The organism is Secundilactobacillus paracollinoides DSM 15502 = JCM 11969 (assembly GCF_001311135.1).
Lineage (GTDB): Bacteria > Bacillota > Bacilli > Lactobacillales > Lactobacillaceae > Secundilactobacillus > Secundilactobacillus paracollinoides.
Genome location: NZ_BBAG01000015.1, coordinates 1 through 19,254, shown reverse-complemented (window position 1 = coordinate 19,254; position 19,254 = coordinate 1). Strand labels below are relative to the sequence as shown.

Annotated in this window: 9 protein-coding genes and 5 pseudogenes; 5 read left to right on the top strand and 9 right to left on the bottom strand. The window is 48.2% G+C overall.

From position 1 onward, the window contains the following. Positions 1-112 precede the first annotated feature (112 nt). From JCM11969_RS06860 to JCM11969_RS06845, 4 genes and pseudogenes are all read right to left on the bottom strand, one after another. On the bottom strand, positions 113-1,423 hold the full coding sequence (locus tag JCM11969_RS06860; protein WP_054709721.1) for an MFS transporter: 1,311 nt from the start codon (positions 1,421-1,423) through the stop codon (positions 113-115). Positions 1,424-1,447: 24 nt separating this feature from the next. Then, positions 1,448-1,951 carry a DUF1440 domain-containing protein gene (locus JCM11969_RS06855; protein WP_054709717.1) on the bottom strand — a complete coding sequence of 168 codons (504 nt, stop codon included), beginning with the start codon at positions 1,949-1,951 and terminating at the stop codon, positions 1,448-1,450. A gap of 165 nt (positions 1,952-2,116) precedes the next feature. After that, positions 2,117-3,631, bottom strand: a complete 1,515-nt coding sequence (gene glpK, locus JCM11969_RS06850; RefSeq protein WP_082409223.1) for a glycerol kinase GlpK — start codon at positions 3,629-3,631, stop codon at positions 2,117-2,119. Between the two features lie 262 nt (positions 3,632-3,893). Next, positions 3,894-4,642 (bottom strand): annotated as a pseudogene (locus tag JCM11969_RS06845) (gamma-glutamyl-gamma-aminobutyrate hydrolase family protein). Positions 4,643-5,326: 684 nt separating this feature from the next. Between JCM11969_RS06845 and JCM11969_RS06840 the strand changes: the two are divergent. Then, positions 5,327-5,578, top strand: a complete 252-nt coding sequence (locus tag JCM11969_RS06840; protein ID WP_054709802.1) for a hypothetical protein — start codon at positions 5,327-5,329, stop codon at positions 5,576-5,578. 308 nt (positions 5,579-5,886) lie between these two features. Here the strand turns inward: JCM11969_RS06840 and JCM11969_RS06835 are convergent, their stop codons facing one another. Further along, positions 5,887-6,759, bottom strand: a complete 873-nt coding sequence (locus JCM11969_RS06835; RefSeq protein ID WP_054709715.1) for an alpha/beta hydrolase fold domain-containing protein — start codon at positions 6,757-6,759, stop codon at positions 5,887-5,889. A 24-nt stretch (positions 6,760-6,783) separates the two neighbouring features. Continuing rightward, on the bottom strand, positions 6,784-7,437 hold the full coding sequence (locus JCM11969_RS06830; RefSeq protein ID WP_054709712.1) for an NAD(P)H-binding protein: 654 nt from the start codon (positions 7,435-7,437) through the stop codon (positions 6,784-6,786). 141 nt (positions 7,438-7,578) lie between these two features. Between JCM11969_RS06830 and JCM11969_RS06825 the strand changes: the two genes are divergently transcribed. Together JCM11969_RS06825 and JCM11969_RS06820 are read left to right on the top strand one after the other, a co-directional pair. Continuing rightward, on the top strand, positions 7,579-8,376 hold the full coding sequence (locus JCM11969_RS06825; RefSeq protein ID WP_054709710.1) for a tyrosine-protein phosphatase: 798 nt from the start codon (positions 7,579-7,581) through the stop codon (positions 8,374-8,376). A 139-nt stretch (positions 8,377-8,515) separates the two neighbouring features. Further along, positions 8,516-9,444 (top strand): annotated as a pseudogene (locus JCM11969_RS06820) (alpha/beta hydrolase). Between the two features lie 1,303 nt (positions 9,445-10,747). Here JCM11969_RS06820 and purB read toward each other — a convergent pair. Continuing rightward, positions 10,748-12,040, bottom strand: a pseudogene (gene purB, locus JCM11969_RS06815) (adenylosuccinate lyase). Between the two features lie 315 nt (positions 12,041-12,355). Between purB and JCM11969_RS06810 the strand changes: the two are divergent. Next, positions 12,356-13,665, top strand: a pseudogene (locus tag JCM11969_RS06810) (adenylosuccinate synthase). A 149-nt stretch (positions 13,666-13,814) separates the two neighbouring features. Then, on the top strand, positions 13,815-14,801 hold the full coding sequence (locus JCM11969_RS06805) for a GMP reductase (protein ID WP_054709800.1): 987 nt from the start codon (positions 13,815-13,817) through the stop codon (positions 14,799-14,801). A gap of 205 nt (positions 14,802-15,006) precedes the next feature. Here the strand turns inward: JCM11969_RS06805 and JCM11969_RS06800 are convergent. Both JCM11969_RS06800 and JCM11969_RS06795 read right to left on the bottom strand, forming a co-directional pair. Beyond that, positions 15,007-17,218, bottom strand: a pseudogene (locus tag JCM11969_RS06800) (alpha-galactosidase). A 22-nt stretch (positions 17,219-17,240) separates the two neighbouring features. Continuing rightward, positions 17,241-19,181, bottom strand: coding sequence for a sugar MFS transporter (locus JCM11969_RS06795; protein ID WP_054709707.1), 1,941 nt, complete (start codon positions 19,179-19,181; stop codon positions 17,241-17,243). Positions 19,182-19,254: the final 73 nt, after the last annotated feature.

Genomic DNA, 19,254 nt, shown 5'->3' with positions numbered 1-19,254 from the left:
TTTAAAGTACAACTAAAGTACTCACCGAGTTTATCACAGCCCAAATAGTTGTCAATACAATTGTTTTCATTACAATAAAGTGCAACAAAAAAACGCCCATCACAAGGCGTTTTTAGTGAATCACATTTCTAATCTTTTTCTCGTCATACCCCAGCAGCACTAAAAACATCACCACATAAATGACGAGCGGAATCCAAATATAGTTTACATTGATCATTGTCAGTGTGGCCGCGTTCTGCGCGTGATCAGCGGTGTAGCCGGACAGCTCAAACAGCCCGGCCGTAATGAGCCCACCGACGCCCAATCCAACGTTGACACCAAAGTTATCACTAGACGCCAGAATGCCTTCCGCTTGGATGCCCATGGCCGACCCGTAGCGAATCGTATCTGAAATCATGATGGATACCAGGCCGACGATCATCCCGTGACCGATCGAATTAATAACGATTCCGGCAAAGAGCACCTGCAACTGCGGCAGATAGACCCCAGCTAACATGATGACTTGGCCGACAAACGCGGTCACAATTCCCATTAGCATGGTACGCTTATTGCCGCGAATATTGGACAAATGCATGATCAGGACAACACCAATCAGAGACGCTAACGTAAAACTGTTCGCTAATGGGACAAGGTTCTCGTTTCCCAGCGTGTATTTGAAATAGTAAATTGCCGTTTGGTTTTTGATAGCGGTCACCAGCCAAAACAGGAGGATCACCACCGATATGACGAACCACGGTGTGTTCTTCAAGATCATCGGCAACACTTTTTTAAACGGCTGGTGCGCAATTTTAGGATTGCTATAGCGTTCCCGCACGTTAAAGAACGTGTTCCAAATCAGGATCAACGAGATCACGCCAAACAACGTAATCGTCAGCAGAAACCCGCGTTGCTGATTTCCCTTACCAAAAAATGCCACTAGGGGCAGCGTGCAGACGGCCACAATAATTTGAACCGAACTGCCAAAGAACTGCCGAATCACACCGAGAAAGGTCAGCTCGCGTTCGTTTCGCGACATGGTCGGTAAAATGGCCGTGATCGGTAAGTTGACCGCCGTGTAGAAGAATCCTAACCCCAGGTAGGTGACGTAAGCCCACACGAGTTTTCCAGTGTGTGAAAACCCTGGCGTGACAAAGGTTAAAATCGCAAAAACCACATAGGGCAGTGCCGGCCATAAAAACCACGGTCGGCTCTTGCCCCACCTCGAATGGGTATGGTCGATCAAGACACCGATCAGCGGGCTTTCAATCACATCCGCGATTCGTGCCACAACGAAGAGGATAGCTGCTTCTCCCGGCGTCAGACCATAGACATCGGTGTAAAAGAACAGCAAGTAAGTCGTCATTACCTGAAAAACAAGGTTATCCGCTGCATCGCTGAGTCCGTAGCTGAGCCGTTCAGGCCACTTGGTTTGCCAATCAGACATCCCAACACCCCCCCCGATTAAAAACTAGTTGTGCTGTTTTGCCGTCAAATTGCGGTAGATGCTGTCACTGATAAAGTCGTTGGCGTGCATCCAGACAACGTGACCAACCGCTTCGGAAATATGTTCTTCAATCGGCTGGTCCTTAGCATCCGGCACAGTCTTCATCGCTGGCATAACACCGAGATGAAAGGCACTCCAAATGCTCAGGCCGAACAACGACCCCTTCCCCGCCTTAATGAACGGGAGGTAATGACCCGCCACACTGTAGAGAATGGCGAATGATGTCGAGAAACCAAAGTGGATCAGGAACCCGGCAATCGGCATCTTTTGTTCAGAATAGGTATAGGTCGCATTCCGAATTTTTTCTGGAACACCAACCTGCTCCATCAAATGCTGCGGCGGGTTGACTGCGTTACGCGCTGGTGTTCGCGGCGGCAGGACGTTTTCCCACCCTAACTTAACGAACCCTGAAAAAATACCAGCGACGGTGCCAGCAATGACCGCCGCCTTTAAATCTGTTTTTGCCATGCGAATCCCTCATTTCTATATAAGTGCTAAATCTTTTTATACTTGTTAATTAGTATAAACCGCTTTCTTTTATAGCAACAGGAAAAGAACTTCACTGTTTTGCTAAGAAAAGACTAATCAACATCTACAGTCGATTAGCCTTATTTTTAGCTTCATTTGCTCACGCTATGCTTCGGTTTTAAACGCTCTTGTTGCTTCTACCGCAACCTTCCAGCCGTGGTACAGCCGTTTCCGACGGTCATCCGCCATATCCGGTTTAAACGTCTGCCCATCCGCGTGAATTTTTTGAATGTCATCCAGATCTTGCCAGTACCCAGTCGCTAACCCGGCACAGAAGGCAGCACCCAAAGCAGTGGTTTCTTCGTCACTGGACCGCACGATCGGCACGTTTAAAATATCCGCCTGAAACTGCATCAAATAACGATTCCGCGAAGCGCCACCATCGGCCAGCACTTCCACCACCGGCATCCCCGTATCCTGGCGCATGGTATCAATGATATCTCGCGTCTGATAGGCGATCGACTGCAGAGTGGCCTTCACAAAATCACTCCGGTTGGTTCCACGACTGAGACCGAACACGGCACCGCGAGCATCCTGGTCCCAGTACGGTGCACCTAACCCGTTAAAGGCAGGAACTACGTAGACTTCATCGTCATCCGTCGACGCCATGGCGACCTGTCGAGATTGCGGCACGTTATCAATGATCTTCATGCTCTCAGCCAGCCAGTTCAGCGCAGTCCCGGCCACGAAGACCGACCCTTCAAGCGCGTAGGTCATTTTGCCGCCAAGGTCGTAGGCAATCGTCGTCAGCATTTTATTGTTGGAAAACTGCGGCTTGTCCCCCGTGTTCATCACGATGAAGGCCCCGTCACCATAGGTATTCTTGACCTCACCAGGTTTAAACGCCATCTGACCGATCAGGGCTGCCTGCTGGTCACCAACCATCCCAGCAATCGGCACTTCAACGCCATAGAATTGGTAGTTTTTAGTCGTCCCGTAGACTTCAGAACAGCTGTGAACTTCCGGCAGTAACTGACGCGGAATGTTCAGCAACTTTAAAATGTCGTCGTCCCATGTGAGCTCATTAATATTAAACATCATGGTTTGACTAGCGTTGGTGTAGTCAGTGATGTGCAGCTGGCCGTCTGATAATTTCCAGGTCAGCCAACTGTCAATGGTGCCCATCAGCAACTCACCCTTTTCAGCGCGTTCCTGCGCCCCAGGGACATTATCCAGCAGCCAGCGCACCTTCGTGGCTGAGAAGTAGGAATCAATGACCAGCCCAGTCTTCTCGTGGATCACGTCTTCGTACCCATCACTCACCATCTTCTTGGCGATGGCTGCCGTCTGCTTAGACAGCCAGCCGATTGCATGGTAAATGGGCTGACCCGTGGTCTTATCCCAAATGACCGTGGTTTCACGTTGACTGGAGATCCCAATGCCGTCAATAAATTCTGGATGCACCCCAGCATCGATGAGCGCACTGGCAATCACCGACTGGACCGAGTTCCAAATTTCGTTAGCGTCCTGTTCCACCCAGCCATTATGCGGGTAGTATTGCGGAAACGTCTTTTGGCTCTCGATCACCTTGCGCCCTGAATGGTCAAATAACATCGCTCGGGTAATTGAGGTCCCCTGATCGATGGCGAGAATGTAATGTTCCGGCTCCTTCATTGACATAAAACTCCAGCCTCCAATTTTAACGTGCCGTTAACGGCGTCCTACTTTAGAAAACGATTTCATAAACTGATGTTATCATAGCATAACCACCGCCGTCATTTGATTTGTCTTAAAAATTGCACTTTCTTAATGATTGGTCTAGCAGTAAACGTTTAATGTTCATGGTATAACTGAAACATTAGAAATTGGTATAGTTAATAATATTGTGAAATCAAAAAAGTAACCAATCGTTCTACTATCAAACGATGGTTACTTTTTAAAGTTATTGTGGTTGTTTGCGAGTCCGTTTCGCCACTTCTGTGCTGCGTTCAACAAGGTCTGCAAACAGTGCCTTAGAACTTGCATGGTGTTTATACATATTCTCTGGATGCCACTGCACCCCTAAGATCTGGTCATTTTCAATTGATTCAACCGCTTCGATCACCTGGTCATCTGCCCGCGCAGTGACCTTCAACGTCGGCGCCACATCGCGAATTGCCTGATGGTGCCGTGAATTGATATAGGGCCGCTCGCCCGCAATCTTAAATAACCGGCTATCTGGTGCCACAGTAATGTGGTGTGACGGCATGTTGCCTGGTGCCAGCTGATTGTGTTTCAACGTCACGTGTGGGTCCTGTGACAGATCCTGAAACAGCGTGCCGCCAAGGCCAATGTTGACCAGCTGCATCCCGCGGCAAATACCAAAATGGCCTTGCCGCGCGCAACAGACTGTTTCAATAATTCAATTTCAAACAAATCCCGCTTGCGATACGTCGGTCCCAATTTTTCAAAGGGTTCTTCACCAAAGAACGTGGGATCAACATCATAGCCGCCTAAAAAACAAACCCCGTCAAACAGATCCATATAGTCAACCACATCATCTGGGTCAACACTTGGCAAGATCACTGGCACGCCGCCAGATTTAACCACCGCTTCAATCGCTGGTCGTGGTGCATAAGCCGCGTTACGTTCGTTGATAATGTTTGTCGCCTCAGCTAACGTATCTGCCGGTAAAGCAATTCTTGGTCGCACGTTCAAAGCCCCCTTATTCAATCGTTGTTTGTGCCGGTCTGGTGTTTTTAAACACTAGACAAAATCACATACTTAAAGTAAGAAAATAGCATGCTGTCGCCGGAAAAGCAAGGCACTCGCTTGATACGCTCTTAACTATCTAGTGTACCATGATTTAATGGGCAGTTTGAGCTGTTTTCGTGGATTTTTCTATTAGCAAAAATATTTTCACGGGTTATATTGCGGTATGTGTCCGTTATATTCCGTCATTTCACTCATATTGCTGATGGAAGTAACCACGATTAAATATCTAAAGATAGTCAAGGCTGGTTTGTAGAGAATCCGCACGTGACTGCTGACAACCCATTAAGAGCAATGCTTGTTACGCTACTGTGAGGATTTGGTGGTTAACTGTTAATTTTGGACTATCAGTAACACATCAGAACTCACTGTTTTTCATACCACTGATTAGAAGATTATTTATTGGCTATCTTTCTATGCCACATTGCCGAAACGAGTTACAGAAGGCAAGGAGTTGCACCTAGTGGACTTCGACCATCAAAGCCAAGACCGGGCTTTAATGGTCAAAGTCCACTAGGCTCCACTCCTTAACCGCCTTCTTCCACTCTCTATTTAACATTCCCCCCAAATAAGCGTACATTAGAGTTGTAACTAATTTGTGAAAATGAGGTAGATTTTATGGCAATGACAGAACGTCAATTAATTCAAGAAATTCTGAACACCGTAGCCCTTGTCTACGACTTTGAAAACGCAGATGAAGACGCTAACGAATACACCCTGCTGATCAACCATCAGGATAATAACAACCGTGATTTGGAAGCGGTTAATAAAGAAATGCGGCACTATTTTGAAGATGCTAATTTCGATTATAAGGAAGAGTTGAATCCTACTGATACTGATAAGCCGGCTGATTTGCGGGTTACGATTAAACGATAGAGAGTGGAACAAACTGGTCAAAGACTGGAGCAGAAGCGGACTATTTTATAAAATCCCGGGTTTGGATTTTGTAAAATAGTCCGCTTCTGTGCAAGTCTTTAGTTTGTGGAACTCGTTTCCACACGGTAGCCTAGAAAGTCAAAATAATGCAGCTATCTGTCGTAAATCACAGTGGTATTGCCGCTACCGGCCTTGTTAGTTAATTGATTAACGCTATGAAAGTTGTTTTTTAGGCAACCGTACCGAAACGCGCTCCAGAAGGCAGAGTCTCTTACATGGCCGCCCCTTAATCGCCTTCCTCCGCGCTCTTACCTCATCATCCCCTGCAAATACCGAAAAGTCCGCCGACTCTCCGGCAAATTTGTCCACAGCAGATAATCATGCATCATATTCTTTAACTCATGGGTGTCCACATCCGTACCATCCGTCGCCGCCAACTTTTCAGCTAGCGCTTGGTGCTCCGGCAGTAAGACTTCTCTGGTCCCGTAAAACAAACCAATTTTACCTAGGTGATCTAAATCACCATTGATTGGACTCACCCTTTTGTCCGTCAACGCTAGCTTACCCGCATATCTTTCAGCCACCTCTCGCAGCGCATCCAGCGGCAACTCTGGGTCACCCGCCGCACCGGCTTCAAACGCCGGTGCTGTCATGGCGAGATCTGACCATGGTGAAACGAGTAAGGTGCCGCTTGGCATCGGCAACTGGTTGTCCCGCAAGTGTTGCAACAGTACCAACGCTAAGCCACCGCCAGCCGAATCACCCAGTAAAAAGTACTCGTCCAGTGGAAATTGTTTGCGGAGTTCTTGATAGGCTTTAATGGTAAACGGCACAGTATCGTGTGCTGTATACTCCGGCGTCAGTGGAAAATCAATGGCGGTCACATTGGCACCCGTATCAGCTGCCAGGAGCTCCATCCATTCACGGTGACTCTCTGTTGCCCGCAAGGTATAAGCACCCCCGTGCAAGAGGATAATGTGCTTTGAGGCCGCCTCCTGTGTGACCAGCGTCACCAGACGGCCGTTTGGCATTGCCGTGGTTTTGACCCGTTCCGGCGCCGCAAACTTTGTCGCAGCCAGCTCATCCGTCCGGCGACCCGGATGTCGAAGCCCTGCCGCCACCTGTTGTTTTAACCGCGAATGTTTTGTTTTAAAATATAACCAATTTCCGCTTAAACTCACAATTGCCACCTGCCATCAATAGTCTTATTCTGTATCCGCGTTACGGACCGTAAACCGTTCCTGGTGATTTTCCGGCGATTCCAGTTCGTCCAACACAGCCAGCGCCATGTTTCCCGTTGTCAGCTCCGACTTCCCGTCGGCGTCAAACATCACATCGTTACTTCCCATTATATACCCCGTATCGATGCCGGGCGTAAAGTTCCGTTGTGGCGAAATGGCGACCCAGTCCACATTATCGACCATTTGAAGGATCGCTAATTCGTGAGATTGATTCAATGGGACGCCGATCCAGTCCTCGTGGCCGGGCGCCTGCAATAATTGATCGATCAGCGGCTTGCCATCCGGCATATTCAGGCTGGCAGCCCCGACGATGACCAGCAGCCGCGTGTCCGTATCGCGCAGATCGTGAATCAGTTTTGCTGCCAGATCCATGTGCAGGTAGGCCAATGGTGAGCCCATCGGTACCCCAAACGCGTCCACGATGACGTCAAACCGGGTCAGGTCTTCCTTGGTTAACGCAAACCCATCCTTGACCAGCAATTCTGCATCTTCGCCAAGCACCGCCTGCGCCTTCTCAGCATTCCGCACAATTGCGGTTGCCTCATGCCCGCGCTTGATGTCCTCTTCGTAAATTTTGGAACTGGCTTTTCCGTTGCCGCCGATAATTGCAATTTTCATAATCGCGCCTCCTATGTGTCATTGTATCGCCAGTATAACGCTTTCATAACAGTGCTCAAAGCAATGTGGACCGGACGTGCTGTCTGACTTTTTTCATGATTTAATGTACAATGGATGCAGAAATCTCAAGGAGGCCCCTTCATGCAAACGACGAAGCAACGATTATTAGACATTAGCGGCGGCATCAACTTTCGCGAACTCGGCGGCTATCCAACGCTGGATGGCCGGACCGTTAAATGGCAGCGGGTCATCCGAACGGCGTCGCTTGCACGGATCACAGATACGGATCAACAAACGCTGCTCAACTATGGCGTTACCGTGGACGTTGATTTTCGCTCTCAGACTGAGATCAACAAGGAACCTGACCGTGTGCCCACTGGGGTCCGATACCAACACCTGCCCGTTTTTGACGACGACAAAACAGAAAATTCCAAGACCCAGGCGCAGATTCAAGCTGAATTGAAGGCGCAGGCGGAAAATGGCTTCCAGCACATGCTGGAAACCTACCACGACATGATCACGACGACCCAATCGCACATCGCCTACCAGCAATTTTTTACCACCCTGCTAGCCACTGAAGATAACGTTGTGCTGTTTCACTGCACCGCCGGCAAAGACCGGACTGGAATGGGCGCCGTTTTTCTCCTCAACGCACTGGGGGTTCCTGAAACGACCATTAAACAAGACTACCTGTTGACCAACCAAGTTGCGGCAGACCTGGTCAATCGCAGACTGGCTTCCGCTAAGGCTGAAGGCGCATCCAGCCAATTGTTGGACTCGATCAAAGCGCTCTGGCGGGTCTCGGATGCTTACTATCAAACGGCGATGACCGCCATCCATGATAACTATGGCAATATGAACGGCTTTTTGAACCAGGCGCTTCAGTTATCTCCCCAAGACATCGCTGATCTCAAGGCCTTATACCTCACTAAGGCTTGACTTAATTCGTAAGAGTTTTACACTAGTGTGGTCTACTTTAATAAGGTAGACCACACTTTTATCATTAGAGATTACTATAATGCTTAGGATAATAAGCTAATAATCTTTTTTCTTAAACCAACATTCAAAGGAGCTCAAGATGAAAAAACGACTTCTCGCACTCACACTTCCCCTAGCCGCGGTTTCTGCCGGGGCTGTTTATATGAGCAACCGGCTCTTCAACTTTGCGTTTAAACGGGTCAACTACGTCCCTGAAACCTCTGCAGACAAGCAAAAATACGCTGACGACTACTACGCCTACGTCGACTGGTACCGTCAAATTCCGCATGATACCTGGTACCTGAACGAAAACGACCCTGAAAATAAACTGGTGGCAAGCTATATTCCAAACCCGGCTGGTCAAGGGAAAACGGTTATCATTTCCCACGGCTATAAGGGCAATCGCGAAACGATGGCAAACTACGCAAGATGTTTTATGAACTCGGCTTCAACGTCCTGTTGCCCGATGACCGGGCACACGGCGATAGTGCTGGTAAATACATCAACTTTGGCTGGTTGGATCGATTAGACTACATTCACTGGATCGAGCAGATCATCGGCAAAAACGGCGATGACGAAAAGATCCTGCTGTTTGGTGTCAGCATGGGTGGTGCCACGGTAGAAATGCTGTCGGGTGAAAAATTGCCCGCTCAAGTCAAAGCAATCATCGCCGACTGTGGGTACGCCAGCATCCGTGAGGAACTTGTGTACCTGCTGCACAACCAGTACCACCTGCCAGAATATCCAATCGAACCCCTTGTTAGTACGATCAATAAACAGCGATTGGGATACTATTTGAATGACGTTTCTTCAACGGAACAGCTCAAAAAAAACCGGCGGCCAATCCTCTTTATCCATGGCGGTAAAGACACCTATGTGCCGGTTAAGATGGCTTACGAAAACTATGAGTCGACCAAGGCGCCTAAGCAGTTGTGGATCGTGAAAAATGCGAGCCATGCTGAGAGCTTTTGGTATAATCCTGCTAATTATAAGCGGCGGGTTAGTGAGTTTTTGGGGACTTATTTTTAAAGAGAGTGGAGAAAAACGGTTTGAGACCAGAGCGTAAGGGCAATTAGTGATAAATCCCGTTCTTGGATTTGTCACTAATTGCCCTTACGCGGCCGGTCTCAGTTTTTCGGAACTCGTTTCGGCACGGTGACCTAGAAAGAATATCTTCTAACTTAACGCATGAAACAAGTAAAAAAGCGGGATTACTCCCAGAATATAAGGGTCCTAAGACCGAAATCCCGAATTTTGATTTTGGTCTTAGGACTTATATGGCGGGAGCGGCTTTTTTTGCACGTTTCGGCTAGGTAGACTGGGCGCGGTAGCGTACAAGGTTAGGGATGCTGTAGCAGATGTGGCCTTAAAATCCAGCTTTTAGAGTTTAGGGCTTCATGCTTTAGCTCTATAGTACTTTGATACTTTAGTATTTTAGTCCTTTAACCCTTTCTAGCCTCATAGCCCAAACGAGTTCCGCAGGGCAAGGGGCGGCCATGTAAGGGACTTTGGCTAAAATTCCAAGGTCGGGAATTTCAGCCAAAGTCCCTTACATTGTGCCCCTTAACCGCCCTGCTCCACTCTCTCTTAACTTTTAATTAACCCTTACTTCACGAATATAACTTTTTTTGGTCACACTTTCGTCACAACTTTCAGGTATATTTAAATCATAGCAAAGCAAAGAACAAACTTGCTTGCTATATACTCCCCTGATTTACTTTCTGAAAAGGGATGCCAGTCCTCCCCCCTCTTTGACTGACATTCCGTGCATGATGATTCTTCCTCCTCCTACTGAGAAAGAGTCGAACAAATTCCTCTAACAGCCATTTCATGCGAATGGCAACCACAATATCCTAATCCAAATAAATCCCTGCTCCGGAGCATGTGCTGGAGGGGGATTTTTAGAGCGTGGAAGAAGGCGCTTAGGAGGCGGAGCATAACGGACTTTGACTTAAAAATTCTGGGCCTGACTTTTTGAGTCAAAGTCCGTTATGCAGGAGCCTCCTGCCTTCTTCCGCGCGTTTCCGCAATATAAAAGTGAACCTAGTAGAGCGTGGAACAAGGCGGTTAAGGGGCGGAGTGTAACGGACTCTGGTATAAAAGTCCGGGCCTGACTTTTTTGCCAGAGTCCGTTACACTCCGCCCCTTGCCTTGTGGGACGCGTTTCCACTATATAACAGAGAAAGACTCTCACCGAAAAGTCCGGTTTTGACTTTTTGGTCAGAGCCCTTACACGTTAGCCCCTTGTGAAGCGCGTTTCCGCAATATAAAAGTGAACCCAGTTGCTAAAAAAACTGGAAAAATCACTATTTATTTCTAATACATAACCAACCTATTCCAACCCGATCCGCTTAAAAATCTCATCCACGTGTCGAATATGGTAGTGATAATCAAACGCATCCTCAATCTCGTCCTCTGACAAATGAGACATAATCGTCTCATTGCCTTCAACCAAAGGCCGGAACTGCTTATGTTCATCAGGCCTGAGCAGTCAGTGGCTGCACCAAATCATATGCAGCTTCCCGTGTCAGACCCGCGTCGATCAGTTTCAACATGACGCGTTGGCTGTAAATCAACCCGTAAGTCAAGTTCATGTTTTCCTTCATCCGGTCTGGGAAAACGGTCAGGTTCTCCAAAATATTGGCAAATCGGTGCAGCATGTAATCCAGAATTGCCGTTGAGTCCGGTAAAATAATCCGTTCTGCAGATGAATGTGAGATATCACGTTCATGCCACAATGACACATCTTCGTATGCCGTTTGGACGTGGCCGCGTAACACCCGAGCTAAACCAGTCACGTTTTCTGAACCGATTGGGTTTCGCTTATGTGGCATTGCGGACGACCCTTTTTGTCCCTTGTTGAAATGTTCTTCAACTTCGTGAATCTCGGAACGTTGCAACGAGCGAATCTCGGTCGCAAATTCTTCCAAACTAGTCCCAATCAAAGCCAGGGTGGCGATGTAGTCAGCGTGCAAGTCACGTGGCAGTACTTGACTGGCGATTTCTTGAGCGCGAAGGCCAAGCTTATCGCAGACGTACTCTTCAACGTATGGCGGCACGTTGCAAACGTCCCAACTGCCCCACTGATCTTGCCGGCTTCAACACCAGCAGCTGCTTCATCAAAGCGTTTGATGTCGCGGTTAATTTCAGAATACCAACGGGCAATCTTATAGCCAAACGTGGTTGGTTCAGCTTGTACCCCGTGGGTCCGGCCAATCATGACCGTGTCCTTATATTTGAGCGCTTGTTTGCGAATAACTTCCTTTAAATGTAACAAATCAGCTCGGAGAATTTCATTAGCTTGCTTTAAACGGTATCCCTGCGCCGTATCCACGATATCGGTGCTGGTCATGCCATAGTGGATCCACTTGCGCTCTTCGCCAAGGGATTCGGATACATCACGCGTAAACGCTACAACGTCATGGTGGGTCACGGCTTCAATTTCTGCGATCCGGTCGTCATCAAAGGTTGCCTTTGCGTTGATCTTGTGGACGTCTTCTTGCGGGATCTCACCCAGTTTTGCCCAGGCCTCGTCCACCGCAATTTCAACTTCCAGCCAGGATTGATACTGGTTGTGTAGTGACCAAATGTTTGCCATTTCTGGCCGTGTGTATCGTTCGAGCATAGTTATCCTCATTTCTGGTTTTAGTAAATTCCGAACATTAGTTACTAATATTCGGTAATTGATGGTTAAATCATAACATAATCAGACAAAATTTTCATCTCTTATCTGCACGCTGGATGTAAGTGAACGGAATTAATTCATGACCTATATAAAGGAAGAAACCCCATTTACCGTTTTCATAAAGAACGATCACTATCGATATTTTAAAAATAATTCGGATTTAGGTTGCTTTTGGTTCCCGAACTTGATATACTAATTCTTGCTGGGTTATTCGTGTTTTACAGCCTAAGCAATTTAAGATTATGAGGTGTTCATATGTCATCAATAGTAGTTGTAGGGAGTCAATGGGGCGATGAAGGTAAGGGGAAGATCACTGATTTTCTCAGCAAAAAAGCCGACGTTGTCGCACGGTACCAAGGCGGAGACAACGCAGGCCACACCATCGTGTTTAAGGGTGAGACTTACAAACTTCACCTCATTCCATCAGGAATCTTCTATTCTGACAAAATCAGCGTCATCGGCAATGGTGTCGTACTGAACCCAAAGTCACTGGTTACTGAATTGCGTTATTTGCATGACCGCAACGTGCCAACTGACAACTTACGGATCTCCAACCGGGCACACGTTATTTTGCCTTACCACATTCTCATTGATCAATTACAAGAACAAACTAAAACGAATAAAATTGGGACCACCAACAAGGGTATCGGCCCAGCTTACATGGATAAAGCTGAACGAATCGGTATCCGGGTTGCTGACCTGTTAGATAAAGAAACGTTTGAAGAAAAATTACGCCAAAACTTGGAAGAAAAGAACCAACTGATCACCAAGTTATACGACCATGAACCATTGAAATTTGACGATATTTTTGAAGAATACTTCGACTATGGTCAAGAATTAAAAAACTATGTCACCGATACCTCCGTTGTGATCAACGATGCGATCGATGACGGCAAGCACGTGTTGTTTGAAGGTGCCCAGGGTGTCATGCTGGATATCGACCACGGGACTTACCCATTCGTCACCTCATCCAACCCCGTCGCTGGTGGTGTCACGATTGGCTCCGGCGTCGGTCCATCCAAGATCGACGAAGTCGTTGGTGCCTGCAAAGCTTACACTTCACGTGTCGGCGATGGTCCCTTCCCAACTGAATTAAGCAACGAGACCGGCGACTTCATCCGTGAAGCCGGCCACGAATACGGCACTGTGACGAAGCGGCCACGTCGGATCGGTTGGTTTGACAGTGTTGTGCTCCGTCACGCAAAGCGCGTTTCAGGCTTACTCACCTGTCACTGAACTGTTTGGATGTTTTGACTGGTCTGAAGACTTTGAAGATTGCCAAAGCGTATGAATTGGATGGTGAAACCATCTATCACTACCCTGCTAGTTTGAAAGAAATTAACAGATGCAAGCCCGTCTACGAAGAATTCCCAGGTTGGGACGAAGACATCACCGGTGTCCGTAACTTCGAAGATCTGCCCGTTAACGCCCAAAACTACGTTAACCGGTTAGCTGAACTGGTCGGCGTTGACATTGCCACCTTCTCAGTCGGCCCAGACCGGACGCAAACTAACGTGTTGATCGACGCTTGGCAGGATACTGACGCCAAGGAAGCAACCCACTAAATACTGAAATTGAACTCGTGACCCCCAGAGTGTAGCAGACAGGCCGAATATTCTGGTTTGAATCCCCGACTAAACTTTGAGGGTCACGCTATGTCTAAAGCCAAAAAGTCTCAGTTTTATACTGAGCACATAAAGGAGATCGACTTATGATGATTCCAGCTGAAGTATTTGATTACGAAGATATTCAACTCGTGCCAAACAAGTGTATTATTGACAGCCGTTCACAGGCGGACACATCCGTTAAATTCGGCCCCAAAACATTTAAGATTCCCGTCGTCCCAGCCAACATGGAAACGGTCATCAATGATGAACTCGCGGTTTGGATGGCGGAACACGACTACTTTTACGTGATGCACCGGTTCCAACCAGAAAAGCGGCATGCGTTTGTCAAGACCATGCACGATCAAGACTTATTTGCATCGATCAGTGTTGGTGTAAAGCAAGAAGAACTCGATTTCATTCAAGAACTGGCCGATGCCAACGATGTTCCAGAATACATCACCATCGACATCGCCCACGGTCACGCCAACTCCGTGATCCGCATGATTCAGCACATCAAATCTCTGTTGCCAGATAGCTTTGTCATTGCCGGCAACGTTGGCACCCCCGAAGCCGTTCGGGAGCTTGAAAACGCTGGTGCCGACGCCACTAAAGTCGGTATCGGTCCCGGTAAGGCCTGCATCACGAAGCTGAAAACTGGCTTTGGGACTGGCGGTTGGCAACTGGCTGCCATTCGGCTCTGTGCCAAGGCAGCGAAGAAACCGATCATTGCCGATGGTGGGATTCGTTACAACGGCGACATCGCTAAGTCAATTCGGTTCGGCGCCAGCATGGTCATGATCGGCTCCCTGCTTGCCGGTCACTTACAATCACCCGGCAGCGTCATCAAAATTGACGGCAAGACCTTCAAGCAGTACTGGGGCTCCGCTTCAGAAACGCAAAAGGGCGCCTACCGCAACGTTGAAGGTAAGCAAATGCTTGTCCCATACCGCGGCGACATCGCCGACACGCTGGAAGAAATGCAGGAAGACCTGCAGTCCTCTATCTCATACGCGGGCGGCGACAAGTTAAGCGATATTCGGCTTGTGGACTACGTGATTGTTAAGAACTCTGTGATGAATGGGGATAGCTACTAAGCATTTTCCTTTCCATAAGGACGAGTAACTGTCGCTTCGTTCCACTTGTCGGCCCTGCTGGCTGAGGTGGCTGTCGACGTCAATCGCGAGCCACCTCAGCGGAGTACCAAATCGCGCAATACAACGAACTTCACCAGCAAACCAAAAATAAAACACAAAAACACCTAGGCAAGGGGCTGACCTGAACCTAGGTGTTTTCGTGTTGTTATTCCTGCACGGCTGTCACAACAAACAGTTGTGATTGATAGTCGCCATTGCTGACGTCTGTCATCATGTCTGGATGAAGGATAATCCCAGCGCGCATGAGTTCGTCACCGTAGAAGTGCTCCGATGACTGGTTGACAACGTACTGTTGTTCCGGAAGAAGTCCCCGGAACTTCAGGCGTTGATATGGCCCATTAGGATGATGGAGTACCTGGTACCACCCAGCAATGGCTGTTTGCTGGTCGGCACTGACGACTGCCCAACTGGTCACGTTGCCGTCCCCTTCAAATGGGCTATCGATTCGGTAAAAGGTCCCAAATTGCAGAAGTGGCCGGTAGTGCTTGTAGCGCGCGACCTGTGCGGTGATCTGACGTTTATCAGCTTCGGTAAGCTTAGTCACATCCAATTCGTAACCTAAGTCGCCGAAGAACGCAACGTCGCCCCGGGTCTTAAACGGTGTTTGCCGCCCGGTTTGATCATTTGGCACAGCGGAAACGTGCGCACCCATCATTGATTGTGAATACCCGTAGGACGTCCCAAACTGAATTTTAAGCCGTTCCACAGCATCCGTGTCATCACTGACCCAGGCTTGGGGTGCATAGTACATCATCCCAAGGTCGTAGCGACCGCCGCCACCGGCGCATGACTCAAATAAGACGTTCGGAAAGGCCTTAGTTAAGCGTTCGTAGAGTTGGTACACCCCAAGAATATAGCGGTGTCCCATCTCTAACTGGCGAGACTTAGGCAATTGTGCCCCATACAAGTCTGTAATATTGCGATTCATATCCCATTTAATATAGTCCAGCTTCGTCGTTTGAATGACATCGCTCACCATTTTAACGAGGTAATCGACAACGTCTTGTCGCGACATATCAAGCACGTGCTGGTTGCGGCTAGGCGTCTTAAGCCGTCCAGGTGCGGCAATCAGCCAGTCTGGGTGTTGTGCATAAAGCTGGCTGTCCTCGGAGATCATTTCTGGTTCGAGCCACAAGCCAAACTTCATTTGCTTAGCATGCACTTGGTCGACAAAATGTGCCAGACCATTAGGAAACTTAGCCTTATTCACGACCCAGTCACCAAGCGATGACCGGTCGTTATTGCGGTGGCCGAACCAGCCGTCGTCTAGAACAAACATTTCAATGCCCAGCTGTTGTGCTTGGTCGACAATGGTCCTGAGTTTATCTTCATCAAAGTCAAAGTACGTGGCTTCCCAGTTATTGATAAGCACCGGCCGTGGTTGGTGGGCAAAGGCCGGATTGACCAAATGACGTTGATAGAACGCTGATAATTGTTGGCTCAGCTGATTCATTCCGTTAGCTGAAAAACTAAGAATGGCTTCCGGGGTCTGAAAGGTCTCGCCCGGATCCAGCTGCCAAGCAAATTCGGTTGGATTAATACCTGTTAGTACGCGACTCGTCTCATAGTGGTCCACCTCAACTTGATCCATGAAGTTGCCAGAATAAATCAGATTAAATCCGATAACTTCACCAGCATCGTCCGTTGTATCTGGCCGCGCCAGCATGAAGAAGGGATTCTGCTGATGGCTGGAGGCATGGCGCAGACTGGAGACACTTTGAATTCCTGCGCGTAACGGCGTTCGAATCAGGTGACGTTCGCGCGTCCAGGCACCAGAAAATTGAATGAGATCATACTTGGCATCCGGCAGATCTAGCTCGCTGCTGTATGCGTCATTTAAGGTGACGGCTTGCGAGCCCTGATTCGTGTAGGTCACACTTTTAACAATGACATCCTGATGTGGGAAAACGGTATAGTGCAGTGTGGCCGCTACCCCGTTACCGGCATCTTTCAAAAAGATCGTCAACGTTTGCGCATCGTCCGCGTCATCATCAAACGTTGATGGCAACTGTGCTAACCGGGTCTTCCCGTCAACTAAGTCGTAATGATCATACCGAAATTCTGAGATTCGGCTGCCGTCTGCATTTTCAATCTGGTAGCCGGGTATCGATAATCGCCCGTGCCAAGCCCGCAAATTCCTGTTTCAGCATTTCCAATTGAAACGCCGGCTGGTCAACCGCGAGTGCTGGCATTGATCCGCGTTCATCCTCAGCCGCCAAATTTGCGTAGGCCGTTTTCGCATGAATCTTAGGCCCGTAGTAGAGCTGACCGAGTTCGCCATTAGCCATGACGTGGAAGACATAACTGACATGGTCCGTCTGCAGGTGAAATAGGGTGTCATCAATCTGAATCGTCATTTCAAACCGCCTCTCTGGTTAATTATTCTTCAGGCTTGGACAAGCTCAAAACGTTATCGCCGTGACTGACGGTACCCGTTTCTTTCAGCACCTTAAAGTCTTTGATGGCCTTGTAATTCGTCACAACGACCATCACCGTATCATCGTAGCCTGCCTTTGCCAGAGCGGGTTGCCAGAATTCAAGTAACTGGTCACCCTGTTTAACTTCTTGACCCTTTTCAACGTAGCTGATAAAGCCGGTGCCACGCATTTTTACGGTGTCAACGCCAATATGGATCAAAGCCAACGTCCCATTAGCAGCACGTAAGCCGACTGCGTGACGGGTTGGGAAGGTCGCTTCCACAACCCCGTCAAACGGTGCGAAGATGCGCCCATCGCTTGGTTTGATTGCGAAGCCTTGGCCCATTTGACCACTCGCAAACGTTGATTCACCAACCGTGTTCAACGCAACGAGTTCGCCATCAACGGGTGCCGTCAAGGTCAACGTTTCGGCATCCACTTCCGCGCGGATATCGGCCATTGATTCATCGTCATCCGTTTCAAGACGTTCGTGCCAAGTCTTTTCGAGTTCATCCACAATGCGGGCATGTTCCTTTTCATCCAAGGTAACCTTCTTGTAGAACGTGAACGTTCCCGCAAGAATCAGGATGGCTGGCACACCAAACATCATGAGCTTAAAGATCATTTGACCATGGGGCGTGACTGACCCCGCAGTAGCGCCGCTGGTCATCCCAGCCCAAACAGCCGTTAACCCAACGACCCCGTTTGAAACGGCACCACCGAATTTATCAAGCAGCGGCCGAACCGACAATGTTAATGATTCATCCCGGTGACCAAACTTCAGTTGGCCATACTCAACAGAATCAGAAAGAATCATCAAGACAACCAAGAAGATCAAGGTTTGTGGGACGTAGAACAACACTGCAGCAGTCAGTACCAGTGCTAATGAATGACCGGCAAAGACGAACAAGCAGACCCCGATCAACATCACAACGATTGAAGAGAAGAACACATTTCGCCGGCTAAACTTCTGTGCCAACGATGGGAAGGTCAGGACAGAGAAGATCCCGATCACAGCGTTCAATGATGCTAAGAAACTAAATTCAGCTGCTTTTCCGAGAATATAGGTGAAGTAGTACAGTTCCAACGAGTTTAAAATTGCGATCCCAGTCGTGTACAGGCAGTACGTTAAGGAAAGCCACATCAATTGGTCGTTACGCGTCAAGACTTTCAAAACAGCGCTAAAACTCGTTTTTTCTTTATTCTGGCGCAATTCTGAATCATTTTCCTTTGTTCCGATACCAACAGCAATGGCAGATAACCATGCCACGACCCCGATGATCAGGGCAAAGGCAAACCACCCACGATTATCCCCCTGACCGCTATTTGAGTTAACGGAGAAGAAAAGGACGATTGGCATCACAACGACCCCAACAATGTTGGCCCCGATGTTTGACCCCACCCGGGCAAATGTTGCGGTCTTTTCACGTTCCGCCGAATCAAATGAAATGGCAGGAATCATTGACCAAAACCCAACATCCTTAAACGAATAAAAGATATCCATCGTGATGTAGAGCACCGTGAATAATACCAGGTAGAGCATTGACTTTGATGTGTTCAAACCGCCCATGTTCGTAAATAAAATAATAATAATGGCTGAACTCACAGTCCCACCGGCAACCACCCAAGGCTTAAAGTGACCCCAGCGAGAATTCGTATTATCGATGGTATTTCCAATGAACGGGTCAATGACCAGTTCGACAAACCGCAAGACCATGATGATCAGTGTGATATACCCGATCATCTTCGCATTTTGTCCGCCACTGTCCTTGTCAAATAAATGGGAAGTGACAAACATAATGAAATAAGTTGATAATGTTGCGTAAAACATATCGTGACCGAACGCCCCAAACGAATAGGACAATCTGGATGTTATCCGCCGGCCAGTACTTGTTTCTGACATAGAAAAGCCTCCTAAATGATAGTGAATGTATCGTGTGAACATCTTAAATGTAATCGTTTTCAATAAAACTTTC